At 41.2% G+C, this 15,604-nt stretch carries 14 protein-coding genes; 4 read left to right on the plus strand and 10 right to left on the minus strand.

The window, feature by feature from the left end; all coding sequences use genetic code 11:
• Positions 1–116: 116 nt before the first annotated feature.
• Entirely contained in the window at positions 117–1,052 is a 936-nt protein-coding gene (locus BMY70_RS20850; RefSeq protein ID WP_090338347.1) for an NAD(P)-dependent oxidoreductase, read from the plus strand.
• Here BMY70_RS20850 and BMY70_RS20855 read toward each other — a convergent pair whose 3' ends face one another.
• The 5 genes from BMY70_RS20855 to trpS form a co-directional block, all read right to left on the minus strand.
• Positions 1,053–1,547: a DUF421 domain-containing protein gene (locus BMY70_RS20855; RefSeq protein WP_090338209.1), complete on the minus strand. Its 495-nt coding sequence runs from the start codon at positions 1,545–1,547 to the stop codon at positions 1,053–1,055.
• 120 nt (positions 1,548–1,667) lie between these two features.
• Positions 1,668–2,234: a 50S ribosomal protein L25/general stress protein Ctc gene (locus BMY70_RS20860; RefSeq protein ID WP_090338210.1), complete on the minus strand. Its 567-nt coding sequence runs from the start codon at positions 2,232–2,234 to the stop codon at positions 1,668–1,670.
• A 33-nt stretch (positions 2,235–2,267) separates the two neighbouring features.
• A complete protein-coding gene (locus BMY70_RS20865) occupies positions 2,268–3,212 on the minus strand; it encodes a ribose-phosphate pyrophosphokinase (RefSeq protein ID WP_090338211.1) in 945 nt (314 codons plus the stop codon).
• Positions 3,213–3,250: 38 nt separating this feature from the next.
• Positions 3,251–3,826, minus strand: a complete 576-nt coding sequence (locus BMY70_RS20870; protein WP_090338212.1) for a phosphatase PAP2 family protein — start codon at positions 3,824–3,826, stop codon at positions 3,251–3,253.
• The gene (gene trpS, locus BMY70_RS20875; RefSeq protein ID WP_090338213.1) at positions 3,823–4,800 is read right to left on the minus strand and encodes a tryptophan--tRNA ligase; all 978 of its coding nucleotides are present in this window, start codon (positions 4,798–4,800) and stop codon (positions 3,823–3,825) included. The genes BMY70_RS20870 and trpS overlap by 4 nt, the downstream gene beginning before the upstream one ends.
• Positions 4,801–5,337: 537 nt before the next feature.
• On the opposite strand from trpS, the gene BMY70_RS20880 reads away from it, so the two are divergent.
• The 3 genes from BMY70_RS20880 (at position 5,338) to trxA (ending at position 10,160) form a co-directional block, all read left to right on the plus strand.
• Positions 5,338–6,027 carry a DUF2461 domain-containing protein gene (locus tag BMY70_RS20880; RefSeq protein ID WP_090338214.1) on the plus strand — a complete coding sequence of 230 codons (690 nt, stop codon included), beginning with the start codon at positions 5,338–5,340 and terminating at the stop codon, positions 6,025–6,027.
• A 57-nt stretch (positions 6,028–6,084) separates the two neighbouring features.
• Complete coding sequence (dnaE, locus tag BMY70_RS20885) at positions 6,085–9,738, plus strand: DNA polymerase III subunit alpha (RefSeq protein ID WP_090338215.1); 3,654 nt, start codon at positions 6,085–6,087, stop codon at positions 9,736–9,738.
• A gap of 89 nt (positions 9,739–9,827) precedes the next feature.
• A complete protein-coding gene (trxA, locus tag BMY70_RS20890; RefSeq protein ID WP_090338216.1) occupies positions 9,828–10,160 on the plus strand; it encodes a thioredoxin in 333 nt (110 codons plus the stop codon).
• Positions 10,161–10,336: 176 nt separating this feature from the next.
• On the opposite strand, the gene BMY70_RS20895 is transcribed toward trxA, so the two are convergent.
• Genes BMY70_RS20895 through BMY70_RS20915 form a run of 5 tightly spaced genes read right to left on the minus strand, consistent with a single transcriptional unit; the run spans position 10,337 to position 15,511 of the window.
• Positions 10,337–11,227, minus strand: a complete 891-nt coding sequence (locus tag BMY70_RS20895) for a serine hydrolase (RefSeq protein WP_090338217.1) — start codon at positions 11,225–11,227, stop codon at positions 10,337–10,339.
• A gap of 3 nt (positions 11,228–11,230) precedes the next feature.
• On the minus strand, positions 11,231–12,106 hold the full coding sequence (locus BMY70_RS20900) for an aldose 1-epimerase family protein (protein ID WP_090338218.1): 876 nt from the start codon (positions 12,104–12,106) through the stop codon (positions 11,231–11,233).
• Between the two features lie 51 nt (positions 12,107–12,157).
• Complete coding sequence (locus BMY70_RS20905; protein WP_090338219.1) at positions 12,158–13,366, minus strand: aspartate aminotransferase family protein; 1,209 nt, start codon at positions 13,364–13,366, stop codon at positions 12,158–12,160.
• Between the two features lie 60 nt (positions 13,367–13,426).
• Entirely contained in the window at positions 13,427–14,620 is a 1,194-nt protein-coding gene (locus tag BMY70_RS20910; RefSeq protein WP_090338220.1) for a hypothetical protein, read from the minus strand.
• A gap of 36 nt (positions 14,621–14,656) precedes the next feature.
• Positions 14,657–15,511 carry a type 1 glutamine amidotransferase gene (locus BMY70_RS20915; protein WP_090338221.1) on the minus strand — a complete coding sequence of 285 codons (855 nt, stop codon included), beginning with the start codon at positions 15,509–15,511 and terminating at the stop codon, positions 14,657–14,659.
• Between the last annotated feature and the right edge of the window lie 93 nt (positions 15,512–15,604).

Raw genomic sequence — 15,604 nt, forward strand, 5'->3', positions numbered from 1 at the left:
TAGTTTAAACTATCAAATTGCCTCTGAATATTGCTTTTTGGCACCCCTTGTCTGTATTTCTGATTACTTTTGTTAAAACTAATCAATCGGCAAGTTACAAAAAATCCATTGCTCCTATGAAAATCCTGATAGCAGACTCGATGCATCCTTCTCTTTTTTCCATGTTAGAGTCACAAGGCTGGGAATATGCCTATCATCCGGAATATAAAAGAGATGATATTATCCAGGCGCTACCCGGATTCGAAGGGCTGTTTATCAGAAGTAAAACCTTTGTGGATCAGGAAGTTATGGAGAACGCTCCGCAATTGCGTTTTATCGCCCGGGCAGGCGCAGGGCTGGACCTGATTGATCTGGAAGTAGCCAAACAGCGCGGCGTGGAAGTATTTCATGCAGGAGAAGGAAACAGAGACGCAGTCGCTGAACATATGCTCGGTATGCTGCTGGGTTTGTTAGCGAATATTGTAAAAGCAGATAAAGAAGTCAGAGGCGGTGTATGGGACAGAGAAGGCAACAGAGGAGTGGAACTGATGAAAAAAACGGTTGGCCTGATCGGTTATGGAAATAACGGCGGAGCAACCGCGAAAAGGCTTAGCGGATTCGGGTGCAAGGTGTTGGCTTACGATAAATACCGTGAAGATTATGGTGATGAGTATGCGCAGGAAGCTTCGCTGGAGCAGATCATGCAGAAAGCTGATATTTTAAGTCTCCATATACCATTAACGGATGAAACAAAATATCTGATCAATCAAAAATTTATTGAAGATTTTTCAAAACCTTTCTACTTGATGAATCTATCGAGAGGGAAAGTGGCAGATCTTACGGCTGTTGTAGAAGGTTTGAAATCGGGAAAAATAATTGGAGCATGCCTCGATGTCCTCGAAAATGAAAAACTTAAAACGCTTTCTGACCCGCAGCAAGCTGTCTTCGATTACCTGTCCCAATCAAATCGGGTTGTTCTAACTCCCCATATCGGTGGGTGGACTCATGAAAGTTATGTTCGGATAAATGAAGTTTTGCTTCGCCAGATAAAAGACTGGCTGATTGTAGCGTAACTATTCTTTCAGGATGACACTAATATTACCTGTTGCCTCGAGGTAGCAGGTTTTTACTTTTTTATAATCATCTACATCCTTTTCCCGCAGCAGCGCAGTCAGCTCTTCTTCGTCGATGAGCTCCTTTTCCATATTTTTATGAAGTAACCTACCATTTCGTACAAGTAATACCGGATCAGGTTTGGCGAACTTTCCAAAGATCACTTTTTTGTATCCCATCCAGTCGATCGCATAATCCCAGAAAAGCAGGGTCAGGATCAGGACAGCTCCCTCGCTGATCGAATTATAGGTTCCGGCCATTGCATTTTGTGCCGCATCGGAAATCATAGTGATCAGTAATAAATCTGCGATACTTAATTGCCCGGTTCCGCGGCGGAAAAGTCGCATACACAAATAAATGACCCAATATGTCAGCGTTCCCCGCAAGAATATTTCAAGCAGCGAGAGGCTGGGAATAAACATCGAATGCCAGTCCACATTGAAAAGCTTATCCATCGGAGAACTATGATTAATTATTTGTCCCGTTAAGTTAAAAAAGAAATTGCCTGGATAACAAATATGCCGACCAAAGGTCGGCACGTTTGCATCTATTAGCCATGAAAAATAAAATACTTATTATTTACCCAAAGTACCGCGAAGTGCACGTGGGATTTCAACTGAGGCAATCGGGTTGCTAATCGCTGTAAGGATAACAAATCCTTCCGGCTTGATAGCTCCAACCTTAACAGATTTTCCAAGATCGAGTTCAGTTACATCAACTTCTACATAATCAGGAATATTTTCTGCCAAACCTTGTACGCGCAATTTACGCAATTTTTGGTTCATTTTACCACCTTTCATTACACCAGAAGATGCGCCCGTCAATTTCACAGGTACGTCAACTTTAATTTCCTTGCCATCAATGATCTGAAGGAAATCTGCGTGTAACAACATATCATTTACAGGGTGGAATTGTTTTTCCTGCAAAATGGCATTATATATAGTTCCCTCGATATTCAAGGTTACATTAAATACATCCGGTGTGAAAAGCAATGTGCGGAACAACATAGCAGGTGCATAGAAATGCACTTGTTCGTTTCCACCATACAGTACAGATGGTACATAACCCTGAGCACGTAACTCCTGAGCTTCCACCTTACCGAGATTCGCTCTTTTAAACCCTACAATCTCATGCGCTTTCATAAGAATAATAATTAAAGTTAAAAAAAATAAAATTTACTGATAATTTATAAACAATGAACTAATAGATTCATGATCTCTGATACGTCCGATTGCTTTTGCGAACAACTCCGCAACTGACAATACGCGTATTTTATCATTCTGTTGCTTCAGAGGGATCGTATCTGTAACAATTAATTCCTCAAGAACAGAATTGGCAATATTTTCGTGCGCCTTTCCGGACATGATCGGGTGTGTACTAATGGCTCTTACCGAATTTGCACCTTTACCCATGATAATTTCAGCTGCCTTGCACAACGTTCCGCCGGTATCAATAAGGTCGTCCACCAAAACTACATCCATTCCCTCTACCTCGCCAATGACCTGCATACTGGCAATTTCATTAGCTCTTTTTCTGTGTTTGTCACAAAGGATCATATCCACATTCAAAAACTTGGCGAAATTACGAGCTCTTGCAGCACCACCCATATCAGGTGAGGCAATTAAAAGATTTTTTAAACCCAATGACTTGATGTAAGGAACAAAAATCGAAGTTCCTTCCAGGTGATCAACGGGTAAATCGAAAAAACCCTGAATTTGCCCTGCATGAAGGTCAACGGTCATTAGTCGGTCTACGCCCACAGATGTCAACAAATTGGCAACCACTTTCGCTGCGATAGCAACGCGTGGCTTATCCTTTCTGTCCTGACGTGCATATCCAAAATAGGGAATAACAACCGTTACGTAATGTGCGGAGGCACGTCTCGCTGCATCTACCATCAAAAGCAGTTCAAGCAGATTGTCGGCCGGTGGGAAAGTTGACTGAATCAGGAATACGTCACAACCGCGTACCGATTCTTCAAAGCTTGGAGATAATTCGCCATCGCTGAACTTGCGAAGTGTATAGCCTCCCAGCTCTTTGCCATAATACCGTGCAATGTCTTTTGCCAGGTATTCTGACTGACTTCCTGAAAATATTTTTACTGTATTAAAAGAGCCCATGGCCAAACTAAAATTTGCGCAAAATTAATAAAAATCAATTAATTAGGATAGTATTTCTTTAAAAATATTAAATAAAGTTGAACACATATCCACCCAACAATAAGACCAACCAGGGCTCCGACGAGAATATCACCAGGATAATGTACGCCCACATAAACCCGGCTATATGAGTAAAATGCTGCCCATGCAAACAGCCAGCCCATATTATTGATCTTATTCTTAGTGAGTTGGAACCACACAATGGCCAACGAAAAGCTTGTTGCGGCGTGTGCAGATGCAAATCCATAGAGTCCTCCGCAGCCTCCGACATTATGAACTAGTCCTGAAAGTAATGGTTCATGACAAGGCCTGAAACGCATAAAATAAGGTTTCATCAGGCCAGATGTAACTTTATCTGCAAGGATTACAGCAGCAAGAACGGTTGCAATAATGGCAATAGATCTGAATTTCTCTGCCCTGACCGTTAGAAAAAGCAGAACAATGTACATGGGAATCCACGTAAATTTAAACGTTCCCCAGCACATAATCGTATCAATCCAGGGCGTATGTTTTCCATTTAACCACAGAAATAAATCCTGGTCGCCATGAATGACTATGTCAATTGCTGTGGTCATGATCCAAATCCGAGAACACGGCGGACTTTGGAAATTGTCCGACGGGCGATCACACGCGCTTTTTCTTCGCCAGCTTTTAGAATACCTTCCAGTTCGTCATTATTGTTCATGTAGTAATTATAAAGGCGACGAGGCTCAGCATACCTGTCAAGGATTACTTCCAACAGTGCCTGTTTAGCATGGCCATACCCGTAACCACCGTTCAGATAATTCTGGCGCATGGTATCAATTTCTGCATCCGATGCCAGCAGCGAATATAGTTTAAACGTAATATCAGTTTCAGGATCCTTCGGTTCTTCCAGAGGTGTCGAATCAGAAACGATCTTTTTTATAACTTTTTTCAATTCATTTTCCGGAAGAAAAATATTGATGTAGTTATTGTAAGATTTACTCATTTTCTGCCCATCGATTCCGGGAATCGTCATCATTTTTTCATCGATTCTTGCCTCAGGAAGAATCAATACATCTTCGCCCGCAAGCTGATTAAATCGTGAGGCAATGTCCCTGGCCATTTCAAGATGCTGTTTTTGATCTTTCCCAACTGGAATAATATTGGCATCGTAAAGCAAAATATCGGCTGACATCAACACAGGATAAGTAAATAATCCGGCATTAACATCTGCAAGTTTTTCAGATTTGTCCTTGAAAGAAGTTGCATTTTGCAGCATCGGGAAAGGCGTGAAGCAGCTCAGATACCAGGAAAGTTCTGCATGTTCCTGAACCCGGGATTGTCTCCAGAAAACATTTTTGTCAGTATCAAACCCAAAAGCAAGCCAGGTTGACGCAATGGAGCGAACATATAACTCACGCTCGGCGCCGTTTTTCAGAGTGGTCAGCGAATGAAGATCCGCGATAAATAGAAATGATTCGTTGTCTGGATTTCTGGATAGTTCGACAGCGGGCTGGATTGCGCCCAAAAGGTTTCCCAAATGAGGCAGTCCGCTACTTTGTATCCCGGTAAGAATTCTGGCCATTTATTTAATTAACTAATTTACTTGTATTAAATTACAAACGTGGTTTTCGGCGATTATCCCAGAATTGGAGTAGTATGACTACATCATTTTCAATCTGGTAAAAAAGGGAGCACCGTTTGTTTAAGAAACCTTTTCGAATAGAAGAATTTGAAGCTGATGCCTCAAAATACGGTAAATTGGCAATTTCTTATATCGTGTTGTTAAGGGTTCTTACAAATTTTAGTGCTTGTTTTTCTGATCTGTGCTCTTCGGTGTGTGTGTGACATAACCGAAGCTTCTTGAGCTTCGATTTCAAGTTGTTTTTTGATCTTATTCCAATATTCAATCGGTATCACGCCAGCTGTCTTTTCACCCTTTTCATTTAACAAAATTGAAGGTTCATAATTTTCAGTTGATTATGAGTTTTAAAGAAACTTCGTTACTTCAATTCGTAAAATTCGTTAAATTGATTCAGAAAAACGTGGTAAATTTGATATTTGTAAATTGTTTCAGGTTTACAAAACCTGAAAAACAGATTCTTATCTCAGAATATATTTTATGCTTCAATCATCAACACTGAAATTTCTGACTGACTTAGTTCAAAATAACAATAGGGAATGGTTTCTTGAAAACAGAAATCGATATGACGACTCCAAAGCAGATCTCGAAAAATTAGTCGGTACCCTGATTACAGAAGTTGGTAAATTCCACGATTTGGGAAACCTTCAAGTGAAAGATTGCATTTTCAGAATTAACCGTGACGTCCGTTTTTCAAAAAATAAAGATCCATACAAAAGTAATTTAAGTGCCGGTATTGGTCCGGGCGGAAGGAGTTCTGGCCGTGTTGATTATTATCTCCACATTCAGCCAGGCGGACAGTCATTTTTGGGCGGCGGAATGTGGGATGCGACAGCGGAACAATTGGCTAAATATCGTCAGGAGGTGGATTATAATGCTGACGAATTAAAAAGCATTATCAATGACAAGGAGTTTCGTGAATATTATCCTGAAATCTCCGGTGAATCTTTAAAAACGGCTCCCAAAGGTTATCCGAAAGATCATCCGGAAATTGAATTGCTGCGAAGAAAACAACTATTTTTTATACATCGGTTTTCTGATAAAGATGTGACCTCGAAGGGTTTCGCGGATTCTATTGTTAAAGGAATGAAATTGCTGAAACCTTATACCGATTTTATGAATTATATATTGTACGATGCCAATCCGGAAGCCGAGGATATTCAGTTGTAAAGATTGAATGATAGAATTAGTGATTGATTGACTTGAGCGAATCTTCAAATAAAAAATATGCAATTTTCCCACTTACACTGCCACACCCAGTTTTCACTTCTCGACGGCGCTGCTGATATCAAAAAGCTTTTTAAAAAGGCGAAGGAAGATAATATGCCGGCCGTTGCCATCACCGATCACGGAAACATGTTTGGTGTTTTCGAGTTTGTGGCGGAAGGTAATAAGCAAGGTATAAAACCGATTGTCGGCTGCGAGTTTTATGTGGTGGAAGACCGCCATATCCGGCAGTTTACAAAAGAGAAAAAAGATGTTCGCCACCATCAGCTGCTTTTGGCAAAAGATGAGATCGGATATAAAAATCTTGTTAAAATGTGCTCGCTCGGATTTATCGAGGGGATGTATGGGAAGTATCCGCGTATCGATAAGGAGCTTATTGTAAAGTATCATAAGGGACTTATCGCGACAACTTGTTGTATTGGTGCGATTATTCCTAAAACGATTATTCGGAAGGGAGAAGCAGAAGCTGAAAAAGAATTTAAATGGTGGCTGGATCTTTTCGGAGACGATTTTTATGTTGAATTACAACGCCACGAAATCCGTGACCAGTACATCGTAAACGAAGTCCTGATTCGTTTTGCACGAAAATATAATGTCAAGATTATCGCTTCCAATGACTCGCATTATGTTGATCAGGAAGACTGGAATGCCCATGATATTTTGCTTTGTATCAACACCGGTGATAAACAAAGCACACCTTCGGCGAAGGATTTTGATGATGACAAAGGAATTCCGAAAGGGTCCCGATTTGCATTTTTTAATGATCAATTCTATTTCAAGAATACCAGCGAAATGATGAAGTTGTTTAACGACCTGCCAGAGTCGATAGACAATACCAACGAAATCGTTGACAAAATTAAAACACTCAATCTTAACAAAGATATTTTACTGCCAAACTTTCCAATCCCGGAAGAATTCAAGACGCATACGCTGTCTGAAATGGTTGGTAACAAGGAGCTGACAGCTGACGTTTTGAATCAGTGGGAATATCTTCGCCACCTGACTTTTGAAGGAGCAAAATTTAAATATGGTACAATAACAGCCGAAATTGAGGATCGTCTGAACTTCGAGTTGAACACAATCCGAAATATGGGTTTCCCGGGTTACTTCCTGATTGTGGCAGACTTCATAGATGCCGGGCGTAAGATGGGCGTATTTATTGGTCCGGGACGCGGGTCGGCGGCCGGTTCGGTCGTTGCTTATTGTACCGGGATTACTAATATAGACCCGATTAAATATGACCTTCTTTTTGAGCGTTTCCTGAACCCTGACCGTATTTCACTTCCCGATATTGATACCGATTTCGATGACGAAGGCCGGCAGAAAGTGATTGATTATGTAGTTAAGAAATATGGTTATAACCAGGTTGCGCAGATTGTGACCTATGGCACAATGGCGGCTAAATCTGCGATCAAGGATGTTGCGCGTGTGATGGATCTTCCCCTGCAGGATGCCAATATGCTTGCTAAACTTGTGCCCGATAAGCCTGCCTATAACATGACTTTGTCGAGAATTTTCTCTGCGCCACTGGAAGGTGAAGGAAGCTTGACAAAGAAAGAAGGAATTGCGCCGGAAGAGCTGGATAATGTGAAGAAGATGCGTGCCATTATTTCAGGTAATGATCTTCAGGCAAGCGTTTTGCAGGAGGCCCGAAGGCTGGAAGGGACCGTTAGGAATACAGGTATCCACGCTGCGGGAATTATCATTGCGCCAAGTGACTTGACGGAAATTATTCCGGTGAGTACTTCAAAAGATTCCGACTTTTTGATAACCCAATATCAGGGAAAAATCATTGAAGATGCCGGTGTAATTAAAATGGACTTTTTGGGTCTGCGAAACCTGACGATTATCAAGGAAGCGCTTCGTCTGATCAAACGGAATCATGGTGTGGAAATCATCATTGATGATGTGCCGCTGGATGATCCGAAGGTATTCGAACTTTTCCAGAGAGGTGATACCAACGCAATTTTCCAGTTCGAATCCGACGGTATGAAAAAGCATATGCGGGATCTTATACCGGATCGCTTCGAGCACCTTATCGCAATGAACGCTTTGTATCGTCCGGGGCCAATCGCCTATATCCCAAACTTTATTCGCCGGAAAAATGGACAGGAGGAAATTACTTACGATTTGCCTGAACTGGAAGAATATCTGGCAGATACTTATGGTATTACGGTTTATCAGGAACAGGTAATGCTTTTGTCCCAGAAACTGGGCGGATTTACCAAGGGACAGGCCGATACCTTGCGTAAGGCGATGGGTAAAAAGCAGATCGAAACCCTGAACAAGATGAAGGGGTATTTCATGAAAGGTGGGGAAGAAAAAGGCCTTGACCTAAAAAAACTTGAAAAGATCTGGACTGACTGGGAAGCTTTTGCATCCTATGCGTTCAACAAATCTCACTCAACTTGTTATGCTTTTGTTGCATACCAAACGGCGTATCTTAAAGCACATTATGCGGCTGAGTACATGTCTGCGGTATTGACAAGTTCGCTGGGTAACATTGAAAAAATTACCTTCTTCATGGAAGAATGTAAAAATCTCGGCATTACGGTTCTCGGTCCGGATATCAATGAATCGGATCGTCAGTTTAATGCCACGGGGCGCGGAGAAATTCGGTTTGGACTTGCCGGCGTAAAAGGGAGTGGGGACGCTGCGGTTGAATCGATCATTGAAGAACGTGACGCAAACGGGCCGTTTAAAGATATTTTTGATTTTATTATTCGGGTAAATTTAAGGACTGTAAATAAGAAAACGCTGGAAAGTCTTGCTTACGCGGGTGGGTTCGATTGCTTTGAAGAATATCATCGTGCACAATATTTTACCTCGGAAGCGGGCGGTGATGTTGGAACATTTATTGAGCGTCTGATTCGTTACGCAAATAATTATCATGCAGAAAAAGCATCTGCCCAGTCATCGTTATTCGGAGCTTTTGGCGGAAACGAAGCTTTGATGGTGAAACCAAAACCAGCCGATGTTCAGCCTTGGGATGATTTGGCTAAATTGCGTTACGAGCAGGAGGTGGTAGGGTTCTACATTTCTGGCCATCCGCTGGATACTTTCAGAATAGAGCTCGATAATTTCTGCAACGGTACACTGGATGAACTGATGGTGATTCCCGAAGGTGAACGAGCGCCGAAACATTTTGGAAAGGATATCAGCGTCGGTGGAATTGTGACAAGTGTTATGGAGCGGATGTCGAAAAACGGAAACCCTTTTATTATTTTCAAAATAGAAGATTATAAGGGTTCTGTTGAAATGCTGCTTGGAGGCGAAGATTGTGTAAGGTTTAAGAACTACCTTGAAATCGGCCGCTTTTTATATATAAAAGGTAAAATTCAAAATCGATGGAAGCAAGAAGATCAGTTTGAATTTAAAATTTCTTCTATTCAGTTACTGACCGAAATCCGGGATAAGATGTGCAAAAAAATAAAAATTAGCCTGACGCTAGACCAGATCGATGCGGAATTTATAGAACTGTTAAGTGACACATTTAGTAATAATCCTGGTCAATGTCCTGTGAATATGACAGTTAAAGATCCGGAAAGTCACCTTGAAGTCGAAATGGCACTTAGAAGTTACCGCGTATCGCCGACGAATGAGTTATTTAAAACGCTGAAGGGATTTCCTGGTGTGAATTTTTATCTTAATTAGAACGGAAATTCAAGAATTCCGGAACTTTTATACCGCTTATTTCATTATTATCTCAACTAATTAATATCAAAAAATAGACACTTATTGACATGGGAAAAGCACTTGAAATTACCGATAGCACCTTCGAAGAACTTATTCAAGGCGATCAGCCTGTACTTGTTGATTTCTGGGCTGAGTGGTGTGGTCCTTGTAAAATGATCGGACCGGTTGTTGAGCAATTGGCTGGTGAGTATGAAGGAAAAGCCGTTATTGGTAAAATGGACGTAGATATGAATTCAGCTATCCCAGCTAAATTTGGTATCCGTAGTATCCCTACTTTAATGATCTTCAAAAATGGTCAGTTGGTAGATAAAGTGGTAGGTGTTGTGCCTAAAACTACATTGGAAGATAAATTAAATGCACAGATCGTAGCGACTGTTTAATTCAAGCAGTCTGAAGATTTATATAAAAAGGGCTCCTCACGGAGCCTTTTTTATTGATGTTCGGTATAGCGAAACCTGCCATGTTTTTTGCAGGAAAGAAAGCACTTGCGGAGCCAAACCGACAGCGTGGGAGCTAATTTTATTACCAGGAAACTCCATAAGCTTGCCGTAACGTGTTACTTTACATTCAAATAAATCATCTCCGAAATCCCGGCCAGCATTTTTTTATTTGATTTTTCATCATCCCAGTCTTTTGAAAGAAGAACAAGTACATATTTTCGTCCGTCAGGTAACAACACAATACCGCTATCATGTTGAACTTTTGAAATTGAGCCGGTTTTGTGGGCAACCCTAACATTCTTTGGCAGCTTTCCGGGAATAATATCATTGAATTTTTGGTCCAGCAGAATTTTAATCATTGCGTCACAGGATTTCTGATCAACAACCTTTCCATTCGCTATGCCTTCAAATATTATCTTAAGATCGTAGGCATTAACAGTATTGTTCAAATTCTGTTGGAACGCTTTGGAATCTTCAACGCCGCGCAGAATCTGAATATCCTTCGCTCCAAAATCCCGCATAGTCTGGGTAACATTCTTAGCGTCAATCAGATCGATAATAATATTAGTCGCCAGATTGCTGCTGACGATAATCATTTCGTATACCAAATCTTTGATTGCCCTTTTTTGGCCGATCTGCCGATAGAGAACATGGTCACTGTCCTGAATTGAATCAAGGCTGAATAAACTTCCATCGACAATACTTTTAAACTCATTTTTTATCGTAACAGAATCCGTCAGCGCGAATTTTCCCAAAGCTGCCTGTTTGAAAACTTCGATCATAACCGGTGTCTTCATTGTACTTGCAGCGTGAAAGTTCTCATGCTCATTGATCAGCAATTCATCACCAGACGACAAATCTTTGAAAGCGACGGCATACGTCCCTTTATATTTATGAAGTTCAGCTAAAATTTTCTGCTTCAGCTTAATTGTATTCTGCTTAGGTTGAGCAAAAACCGGCAAATAACTAAACCAGGCCAGGATAATAAAGAGACTCAGTTTCTTCATGAATTATTCTTTGATCTCAATCGAATAAGAGGCTTTAAATGTGTTGCCTGCATCCAGTTTCAAAATTCCTTCTTTTGTTTCAAAATTCTGATCACTATCAGCAGTTTCTGCAATACCCAGCCAAGGTTCGATGCACACGAAATGCGCATTTGGTTTGGCCCAGATTCCCAAATATGGAAAGTCTGAATATTCAACGTGTAAAACCTGGGAAGATTTTTTGCTTTTCAGACTCACACTTTTTGAATTCAGGTTTTTAAAAATTAATGCATCGTTATCAAACATGCTGGAATCCAGCGGAAGGATATTTGTGTTTTCGATCATCAGCTTAGTTTCCCTGCCGACCAAACCGTCTTTGGCCAAAAGCCATGTAGAGGCATTTTCTGTTTTTTCAAATTCGAGGTAATAATCCTCATATACTTCGTCGTCGTTGACCGGACATTTAAATGCAGGATGGCCTCCCAGTGAGAAAAACATTGTTTGCTTACCGAGATTGACAATCTTGTGAGAAACAGTGATTTTATTTCCTTCTAACGAAAAAGTGATCAGAAAATCAAATTCGTACGGATAAATCGAAAGAGTTTTTTCACTGAATTTCAGTCCGTAAGTCAAACTGTCCCTGGATTCTTCGATAAGTTTCACGTTCGGGTTGTTCCTCACAAAACCATGTCTGGGAACTTTAAATTCTTTTCCTTTTATTAAGACATAACCATTTTTAACTGCACCGATCACCGGAAAAAGCACGGGTGCGTAGCTACCCCAGATATCCGGATTAGCGTCCCACATATATTCTTTTCCAGATAATTTCGACTGGATCTGGCAAAGTTCGGCACCAAGTTCATTTACGCCTATTTTGAGGATATCGTTTTCTATTGTAGCCATGGTTTTGTTAGTTTAATAATGCCGGTCGTATTCTTTTAAATTAACTGAAATTTAACCCAATACTTCCAAAATAACAGCGCATCCCTCGCGAATTTGTTCTTCCGTGATAATCAACGGTGGAGCAAGCCGCATGGAATTGTCGCAAAACAGGAACCAGTCAGTGATCACACCTTTTTCGATACACTGATCTATGGTTTGTTTCAAGGCGTCGAATGATTCCATTTCTGCGGCAAGCATCAATCCTTTTCCACGAACTTCCTTTATCTTCGGATGAACTAAGAGTGACTTAAATAATTCGCCTTTGGCAATCGCTTTTTCCGGCAACTTTTCTTTTAAAGTAACCCGTAAAGCGGCAAGTGCTGAGGCGGAACTTACCGGATGCCCACCGAATGTAGTGATATGGCCGAGAATCGGATTGTTTTTAAAAACGCTCATAATTCTCTGAGAAGACATAAAGGCGCCGATCGGCATGCCACCTCCCATTCCTTTTGCGCTCAAAAGGATATCGGGATAAATGTCGTATTGTTCAAAAGCCCAAAAGGATCCGGTACGGCCGAAGCCGGTCTGAACTTCGTCCAGAATTAAAAGTGCGCCAACTTCGGAGCATCTTTTCCGTAACATTTTGATATAATCGGCGGACGGAACCCTAACACCCGATTCTCCGCCAACGATTTCAATAATTACGGCCGCGGTTTTTGAAGTGATTTGTAGTAGATCTTCTGGATTTCCGTGGGTGATATTTTTAATTTCAGGAAGTAGCGGGCGGAAGCTTCGTTTGAAATGTTCAGCACCGGAAAGGCTCAGTGCGCCTTGTGTCGCACCGTGGTATGCGTTAAAACAAGAAATAAATTCGGCGCGACCTGTGAATCTTTTGGCAAGTTTCATGGCGCCTTCCACTGCTTCCGTTCCGGAATTCGTAAAATAGACGTTGTCAATTTTCCCAAAAGGAGAAGCAATTTCAGGTTCAAAAGAAAGTGTGTCAACAAGTGCTTTCGCCAGCTGAACCTGTGTGCTTTGGACAAATTCGCCATAAACAAGCAAATGCATATGCTTATCAAGCTGCTGGTGAATTGCGGCAAGTACTTCCGGGTGACGATGACCAACGTTGCTGACACCGATTCCGGAAATTAGATCTAAATATTTTTTTCCATCGGTTCCGTACATGAAAACCCCTTCGGCACGGTCAATTTCAAGAGCAAGCGGATAGTCTGAGGTCTGGGCAATATGGTCAAAAAAATGTTGACGGTGCGAAATATGCATTTAAAATATTTTATACTTTTTAAAATTATCTTACTTATCCCAAAACCGGGTGGAACCTGATTATTTTTCAAAAAAACAAGCGGTTCCACCGACCCAGGTGAAATCCTTATTGAATCGAACTCCAATCATCTCACCACGGCTCAGTCGACTTAGACTGGTAACCAGTTCAGGTTGAGACGCTCGGTCCGGCCAAATGTACATCATCCTGATTTCGCATTTTACAAGTCCGTCGGGTGCCTGAATAACGGGCTCGTAGACAACCTTCTTTTGGAGAATATAATTACTTGGATCTGTTATACTATGAAGAATTTCTCTGGTAACATGTAATTGAACACCGGCTCCTGCAAACGAGAATAAGGGTTTTAAGACATAATTGTCAAGGTCAGCAGGAAAATTTCCCATATAGTCGGAAACGAATTTGGTTTCAGGAACATATTTACTTTTCAAAAAAGGTAAAGTAAACTTACTGATCCGAAAAAACCAGTTGGGGTGACCAACCCAGGTAACATCGACCTCATCCGTGAAATGATAGCTTGTTTCCAGGTCTGGATAGTTTTGAAGGTCGTCAAATATAAGGCGGTTGTAGATTCGTTTCACCTTTATCTTTCGCCCATCCTTTTCATAGAACAAACTTTTTCCCTCTTTGATCAGTTTGGTGTAACAGACAGCCTTTACGCCCAATAATTTTTCGGTTAAAGCAAAGTCAATTCTGGTTTTTTGCTTTTCCGGAAATATTTCAAGCAGGATCACTTGCTCGGGATTTTCTTCTCCAATAATAAGATCTCTCAGTTTTCCTACGTAAGCGTTAAGGCTGTCAGCGCCGAAAGTATACTGAAAGTTATCCTGAATCGAGAAATGAGCTTTAAACTTTTCGGACAAATAACCCTGGTAGGCATAAATGGAAGCAAACCCCTGGAGTTCAATTAATTGAGGAATCAGCCCGCCATTTTCGTCTTTGCAAACCGCGAAATCAATAGCCAGGAACGAAGAATGTTCATTTTCGCCCGGAACGTTTTGGTCAGCGGGAATCGCCCGTTGTGTCTTGCCTTTAAAGTCATTTGCAGTAATCGTCGCAATGATTTCTTCACATGCTTCGATAAGATTTTCCTTCAACTTTGCAGGAACGAAAACAGGAGTTTCCGCAACGCGAAAGTCCAGCTCCCCAGGGTAATCTGACTCGATAGCCTGTAAAAATGCCTGATATTTATTTTCTGTAAAAGATTCGTTGTAAGCCTGGCGCGCTTCTTTATGCATCTTTTGAGCTGGTTAGTGTGAAGGTGAAGCAGTTCGTTACCGAATTTCCTCTGCTGATACTGCTACTGGCATTTTATCCAATGCAATTTTTAAAAACGTCGGGATGACAGTCGCTTCCGTCATCCGGATCTTATCCGGGTCGTTCAAATGCTCTATCATATCGTTATATTTTGCCTCGCCGTGGTTTGTAATTATGCTGGTTTTCTTGTCTTCTCTTAAAAAATACCGCAGCATACCTTCGGCGTCAGCTTCCGGATGAAATTGTGTTCCCACAATTTCCTTAGAAAAACGAATAGCCATTATGGCGCGTTCAAGACTGACATGCGGCCGGATCTTTTCCAGGCAAAGAATCTTGGCGCCCATGTTGTCTATTACCTGCTGGTCTGGCTGGATAACCTGGAAATCTCTGGAATCAACAATCCAGAAGGGATCATTCAGGGGATTTAGTAATGGATCTTTTCGGCCACCGGATGTTTTGTGAACCGGAAATGTCCCGAAAGAGGTTTTTCTTCTTTTTCCAACCGCACCGATCTGCCAGTGGATACAGGCCATTTGAAAAGAATGGCAAATCAAAAACAGATGTTTTTTTGTTCGGTTATGCCTGCTTGCATTATATTCAGTTAATGAATCGAGAAAACGGAAAAATTTCCTTTCCCAAGCTTCTCCGGCAGGCGCAGGATTTCCTGGTCCGCCCGTGGAGATATAGGCATCGAAATTCATTCCAGGAACTTCCAGTTTCTGGCGTACGTCAAAAATTTCGTAGCTGAGATTTAATGATTCTTTTTCACCAAACTCTGTAATAATTTTCTTAATACAACGCATCCCCTCATTTTCAAAGCCGTTGTACATATCCAGAATAGCAATTCTGAACTGTGTCTTGTCGTTGTTCATTTTGTTTTTTGGGCCCAAAAATCTGATAAAATAACCTTGGCATTCCCTGTGTTTACATAAAATAAAACGCAAATTTCCGTATTTGATTCAATA

Source organism: Dyadobacter koreensis (genome assembly GCF_900108855.1).
GTDB classification, from domain to species: Bacteria; Bacteroidota; Bacteroidia; order Cytophagales; family Spirosomataceae; genus Dyadobacter; species Dyadobacter koreensis.

What these genes read in the sequence shown, in the direction of transcription:
- BMY70_RS20855 (WP_090338209.1), bottom strand. Translation starts at nt 1,547, where the DNA reads ATGGATAAGCTTTTCAATGTGGACTGGCATTCGATGTTTATTCCCAGC.
- BMY70_RS20870 (WP_090338212.1), bottom strand. Translation starts at nt 3,826, where the DNA reads ATGACCACAGCAATTGACATAGTCATTCATGGCGACCAGGATTTATTT.
- BMY70_RS20905 (WP_090338219.1), bottom strand. Translation starts at nt 13,366, where the DNA reads ATGCATATTTCGCACCGTCAACATTTTTTTGACCATATTGCCCAGACC.
- BMY70_RS20910 (WP_090338220.1), bottom strand. Translation starts at nt 14,620, where the DNA reads ATGCATAAAGAAGCGCGCCAGGCTTACAACGAATCTTTTACAGAAAAT.
- BMY70_RS20860 (WP_090338210.1), bottom strand. Translation starts at nt 2,234, where the DNA reads ATGAAAGCGCATGAGATTGTAGGGTTTAAAAGAGCGAATCTCGGTAAG.
- trpS (WP_090338213.1), bottom strand. Translation starts at nt 4,800, where the DNA reads ATGGCCAGAATTCTTACCGGGATACAAAGTAGCGGACTGCCTCATTTG.
- BMY70_RS20895 (WP_090338217.1), bottom strand. Translation starts at nt 11,227, where the DNA reads ATGAAGAAACTGAGTCTCTTTATTATCCTGGCCTGGTTTAGTTATTTG.
- BMY70_RS20900 (WP_090338218.1), bottom strand. Translation starts at nt 12,106, where the DNA reads ATGGCTACAATAGAAAACGATATCCTCAAAATAGGCGTAAATGAACTT.
- dnaE (WP_090338215.1), top strand. Translation starts at nt 6,085, where the DNA reads ATGCAATTTTCCCACTTACACTGCCACACCCAGTTTTCACTTCTCGAC.
- BMY70_RS20865 (WP_090338211.1), bottom strand. Translation starts at nt 3,212, where the DNA reads ATGGGCTCTTTTAATACAGTAAAAATATTTTCAGGAAGTCAGTCAGAA.
- BMY70_RS20850 (WP_090338347.1), top strand. Translation starts at nt 117, where the DNA reads ATGAAAATCCTGATAGCAGACTCGATGCATCCTTCTCTTTTTTCCATG.
- BMY70_RS20880 (WP_090338214.1), top strand. Translation starts at nt 5,338, where the DNA reads ATGCTTCAATCATCAACACTGAAATTTCTGACTGACTTAGTTCAAAAT.
- trxA (WP_090338216.1), top strand. Translation starts at nt 9,828, where the DNA reads ATGGGAAAAGCACTTGAAATTACCGATAGCACCTTCGAAGAACTTATT.
- BMY70_RS20915 (WP_090338221.1), bottom strand. Translation starts at nt 15,511, where the DNA reads ATGAACAACGACAAGACACAGTTCAGAATTGCTATTCTGGATATGTAC.